The organism is Endozoicomonas sp. YOMI1, from assembly GCF_024606345.1.
Classification (GTDB): domain Bacteria; phylum Pseudomonadota; class Gammaproteobacteria; order Pseudomonadales; family Endozoicomonadaceae; genus Endozoicomonas.
The window spans coordinates 1-4,755 of sequence record NZ_JAHHPM010000197.1 but is presented as its reverse complement, the minus strand read 5'-3'; the positions used below and the strand labels follow the sequence as shown (position 1 = coordinate 4,755).

Annotated in this window: 4 protein-coding genes; all 4 read right to left on the bottom strand. The window is 49.3% G+C overall.

Going from position 1 to position 4,755, the window contains the following annotated elements; translation table 11 throughout:
• Positions 1-58: 58 nt before the first annotated feature.
• The 4 genes from KDK15_RS21175 to rlmE all read right to left on the bottom strand — a co-directional run bounded on the left by KDK15_RS21175 (position 59) and on the right by rlmE (position 4,597).
• On the bottom strand, positions 59-496 hold the full coding sequence (locus tag KDK15_RS21175) for an RING finger domain-containing protein (protein ID WP_373691345.1): 438 nt from the start codon (positions 494-496) through the stop codon (positions 59-61).
• A 293-nt stretch (positions 497-789) separates the two neighbouring features.
• A complete protein-coding gene (gene folP / locus KDK15_RS06900) occupies positions 790-1,635 on the bottom strand; it encodes a dihydropteroate synthase (protein WP_257294631.1) in 846 nt (281 codons plus the stop codon).
• Positions 1,636-1,823: 188 nt separating this feature from the next.
• The gene (gene ftsH / locus KDK15_RS06895) at positions 1,824-3,785 is read right to left on the bottom strand and encodes an ATP-dependent zinc metalloprotease FtsH (protein WP_257294632.1); all 1,962 of its coding nucleotides are present in this window, start codon (positions 3,783-3,785) and stop codon (positions 1,824-1,826) included.
• A 191-nt stretch (positions 3,786-3,976) separates the two neighbouring features.
• Positions 3,977-4,597 carry a 23S rRNA (uridine(2552)-2'-O)-methyltransferase RlmE gene (gene rlmE, locus KDK15_RS06890; RefSeq protein WP_257294630.1) on the bottom strand — a complete coding sequence of 207 codons (621 nt, stop codon included), beginning with the start codon at positions 4,595-4,597 and terminating at the stop codon, positions 3,977-3,979.
• Positions 4,598-4,755 lie beyond the last annotated feature (158 nt).

Below are 4,755 nucleotides of genomic sequence, written 5' to 3'. Positions count from 1 at the left end.
AATTTTTATCCTCAATTTCTCGCAATCCTCGCTACGGGCGCTATTCTCGGACAGCTTCCTAGCCAGAATCCGAAGGACTTTCAGGCAATAGGGAGTCAAGAAGTGCTCTTATCTCAAAGGGTGAAAGCTGCTGGGTTAATCTACCAAGGGCTAATAACAGGTTACTAGCTTCTATCAAGTTTAACAAACGCGAATGACATCGGTCAGGTTCCTCCACTTGCGGGGTAGGTGTCATGTTACCTGCTGCTATCAAGCTATGAACAAATGAGTCCAATCGCTGGATTATCCTATCTATGAGAGGAGTTCTACATATAGGACAGACTTCACTGTACTTTAGCTGAGTCTCTAGACAGGATGTGTGAAAATTGTGGGCGCATGTGGTGACCGATACTTCTTTTTCTGCGAAACTTTCAATACAAATAGTACATTTGTCCTCTTGATTATACTCAGTAGCGGGCTGGTAATATTGGCCGGAAAGGCTTGTGGTTCCGTTCATAATATTTACCCCATTTTTGATTTATTGAAATTTATTCTTTTTGACTTGTGTTTATCTCTTTTAGTTCCTTAGTTCTCTGTATTTTTTTGACGTTATTAATAAATAGCCGTAACCATGTAACTGGAGTTGTAAGAAATATTGGATTTCTCATAGGGTTAGCTAATTATGTTGAAAAGTGAAGGGGGATTTACCGGAGTAAGTGACTTTAAAGTCTTAATGATAGCGAGTGACTACCCACCACTCTGGATTTACCCTCTCCAGATTGGCGGGTACCATTATTTGAAATGAAAAAGCTACGCCTCGTCAACAGCCTGAAGCAAACGCAGGACATCAACCGTTTCCCTGACATCATGCACACGGATAATATGAGCACCGGCCTGGACAGCCAGCATGGCTGCAGCGAGACTACCCGGGAGCCGGTCTTCGACGTCCCGGTCTAACGTTGCCCCGATAAAGGACTTTCTGGACATACCCGCCAATACCGGCAGACCCGGTTCATGGAAGCGACGGAAGCCCTTCAGCATTTCAAGATCGTACACCGGCGTTTTACCAAACATGCCGCCCCCAAAGCCCGGGTCCAGTATTAAGCGCTCTCTGGCAATCCCGGCATTCTCACAGCGCTCCACACAAGCCAGCAAATACTGGCTGACCTCTTTAACCACATCACCATAGACAGGTACGAACCCGGGCTCAGGCTGATCAACAAGGGAGTGCATCAAAATAATGGGAACGGTCGTTTCTGCTGCAGCTTCCAACGCCCCCTCACGGTGTAACGCCCGAACATCATTAATAATCCCCGCGCCCGCTTTTACCGCCTCTTTCATCACCAAAGGAGAGCTGGTATCAATGGAGATAATGACGTTGAAGCGCGATGCCAAACCTTCGATAACCGGCAGAATCCGCTCTACTTCCTGCTCCTGGCCTGGCGCGCCTGAAGCACCGGGGCGTGTCGACTCACCACCAATATCCAGAATATCCGCCCCGTCCTTGATCATCTGCTCGGCGACATTCAGCCAGTTATCAGCACAGCGGCTCCCTTGATAAAAAGAGTCCGGTGTAACGTTCAAAACCCCCATAACCCTGGGCCTATTCAGATCCAGTATTTTCCCTGCACAATTCAACTTAAATTCGTTGCTCATGAAAACTCCTCAGATCTCCGGACAGTGATTATTCACAGATGGCAACCCTGACCAATCACTCCCCCCTGAAGTGGGTATACCAAAAGTAGCCACAAATACCGATAACCATGATTCATCGACAAATTGGCAGATACAAAAAAAAAGGGCAGGATAAACCTGCCCTTCACAATCATAGACCTGACTGACGATCAGTGCTCCCCAGCAGGGCCACCAATCGAACCGCCTGAATCTTTTTTATCACCGTCTTCAGTCTTGTCGTCAGGCGTCACTTCAGACTCATCAGCAGCAGCCTTAACACCACTGTCATCGTTATCGCCCGAATCCTTTGGAGGGCGAACTTCACGGCCAGCCATGATGTCATCAATCTGATCACTATCGATGGTTTCGTACTGAATCAGAGCCTCGGCCATTTTATCCAGCTTGTCGCGATTATCGAGGAGAATCTGGTGAGCGCGGGTATAACATTCATCAACAACCCGACGAACTTCCTCATCAATGATCTTCGCCGTTTCACCGGAAACATTCATCCTGGAACCACCACTGCCGTAGTTTTTACCCAGGAAAACCTCACCCTCATCCTCATCGTAGAGCAGCGGACCCAGCTTTTCAGAAAGGCCCCACTTGGTCACCATACTTCTGGAAATCTGGGTAGCGCGCTGGATATCATTGGAAGCACCGGTTGTTACGCCATCTTTGCCCAGCGTCATCTCTTCGGCGATACGGCCACCAAACAGCGAGCATACCTGGCTAAGCAGTGCCTGGCGGCTCTGGCTGTAGCGATCCTCTTCAGGCAGGAACATGGTAACCCCAAGCGCCCGACCTCGCGGAATAATACTCACTTTGTAGACTGGATCATGGTCCGGTACCAATCGACCAACAATGGCATGACCGGCTTCGTGATAAGCCGTATTGCTCTTCTCCTTATCACTCATAACCATGGACTTGCGCTCAGCGCCCATCATGATTTTGTCTTTCGCCAGATCAAACTCTTTCTGACCCACCGTACGCTGGTTAGCACGTGCCGCAAAAAGCGCCGCTTCATTAACCAGGTTGGCCAGGTCGGCACCGGAGAAGCCCGGAGTACCACGGGCGATAACCGAAGGCTGCACATTGTCAGAAACCGGAACCTTGCGCATATGAACCTTGAGGATCTGCTCACGACCACGGATATCAGGCAGGCCAACGACAACCTGGCGGTCAAAACGACCGGGACGCAACAACGCAGGGTCAAGAACATCCGGACGGTTGGTAGCGGCAATTACTATAATACCGTCGTTCGCTTCAAAACCATCCATCTCAACCAGCAGCTGGTTAAGGGTCTGTTCACGCTCATCGTGACCACCGCCCATACCGGCACCACGATGACGACCGACTGCATCAATCTCGTCAATAAAGATAATGCAGGGTGCCTGCTTCTTGGCCTGCTCAAACATGTCGCGGACACGGGAAGCACCAACACCTACGAACATTTCGACAAAGTCAGAACCGGAGATGGTAAAGAATGGAACCTTGGCCTCACCGGCAATCGCTTTGGCGATCAGGGTTTTACCGGTACCCGGAGGGCCAACCATCAGAACGCCCCGGGGAATTCGCCCACCCAGACGCTGGAATTTACCGGGATCCTTCAGGAAGTCCACCAGTTCCTGAACATCTTCCTTGGCTTCTTCAACGCCGGCTACATCGGCAAAAGTGGTTTTGATCTGATCTTCAGACAGCAGGCGGGCCTTGCTTTTGCCAAAGCTCATGGGACCGCCACGACCTCCACCACCGCCCTGCATCTGGCGCATGAAGAACATAAATACCGCAAGAATCACCAGAATCGGGAAGCTGGCTACCAATAACTGCGTCCAGATACTCTGCTTTTCAATAGGCTTGGATTCAACCTGTACCTTACCCAGCAGGAGTTCATCCATAAGTTTGTTGTCTGGCACAGTGGGCGGCAGATTGGTTTCAAAACGCTCACTGTTGTTTAACATGCCGGTAATGGTAAAACCATCGATGACGACCTTACTGACCTGACGATTTTCTACCATGCTGATGAAATCAGAATAGGCAACCTTCTGGGTAGACGACTGCATGCCATCGAAGTTTTTAAACACGGTCAATAGCACCAAGGCGATTATGACCCAGAGAATCAAATTTTTTGCCATATCATTCAAGGGGCTAACCTCTCTTGAGCGTACTTAAGCCTCAGGTAATCGTTTATATTGAGCACGGTCCCCTGGCTCGCTGGGATTATGTATTAATGCTTATCTGCAACGATACACGATCAGCGGACGGTGTGACAGTAATTGTCTTCTATCATGCTGATTAATGCATCCTATTATTTCAACGCCCGGTATTATCCCCTGAAGCCCGTGGCCAGCAGATATACTTCTCTTGAGCGCGCCCTGGAAGGCGTAGGCTTGCGAGTCTGCACTTTGCCAAAGCTGGTTTTCATATCTTTCAGATAGGCATCAAAGCCTTCACCCTGAAATACCTTCACCAGGAAAACACCTCCTTTACGCAATACCTGCCTGGACAGATCCAGTGCCAGTTCCACAAGGTACATGGCATTGGGCTGATCAACACAGAGTGCTCCACTCATATTGGGGGCCATATCGGAAATTACAAGGTCTACCCGGTCCGAACCGATGGTTTCAAGTATTTGTTCCAGCACCGTATCTTCTGTGAAGTCACCCTGAACAAAGTCAACCCCGGCGATGGGGTCCATTGGCAGAATATCAGAAGCAACCACCCGGCCCTGATCACCAACCAAATCAACAGCTACCTGAGACCAGCCACCGGGTGCCGCACCAAGATCAACCACCCGAATGCCTGAGCGAAAGATTTTATCCTTCTCCTGAATTTCCAGAAGTTTATAACTGGCCCTGGATCGCCAGCCATCTTTTTGCGACTGTTTTACATAATGGTCATCAAAGTGCTCTTTTAACCAGCGACCACTACTTTTGGATCTCGCCATAATCTTTTTGCAAACTGCCGGTAAAGTAAAAGTCATGGGGATAATATCTTATACGCCATGGCTGTGACAGTTGAAATAAAAAGCAACGAACGCAACAAGCCCCGCTAGACTTGGCCTGTGCAGGTCTTTTGGTCGCAATAATACAGTCATTTCCCTGT

Coding starts and splice junctions, on each gene's coding strand:
- folP (WP_257294631.1), bottom strand. CDS start 1,635: ATGAGCAACGAATTTAAGTTGAATTGTGCAGGGAAAATACTGGATCTG.
- rlmE (WP_257294630.1), bottom strand. CDS start 4,597: ATGGCGAGATCCAAAAGTAGTGGTCGCTGGTTAAAAGAGCACTTTGAT.
- KDK15_RS21175 (WP_373691345.1), bottom strand. CDS start 496: ATGAACGGAACCACAAGCCTTTCCGGCCAATATTACCAGCCCGCTACT.
- ftsH (WP_257294632.1), bottom strand. CDS start 3,785: ATGGCAAAAAATTTGATTCTCTGGGTCATAATCGCCTTGGTGCTATTG.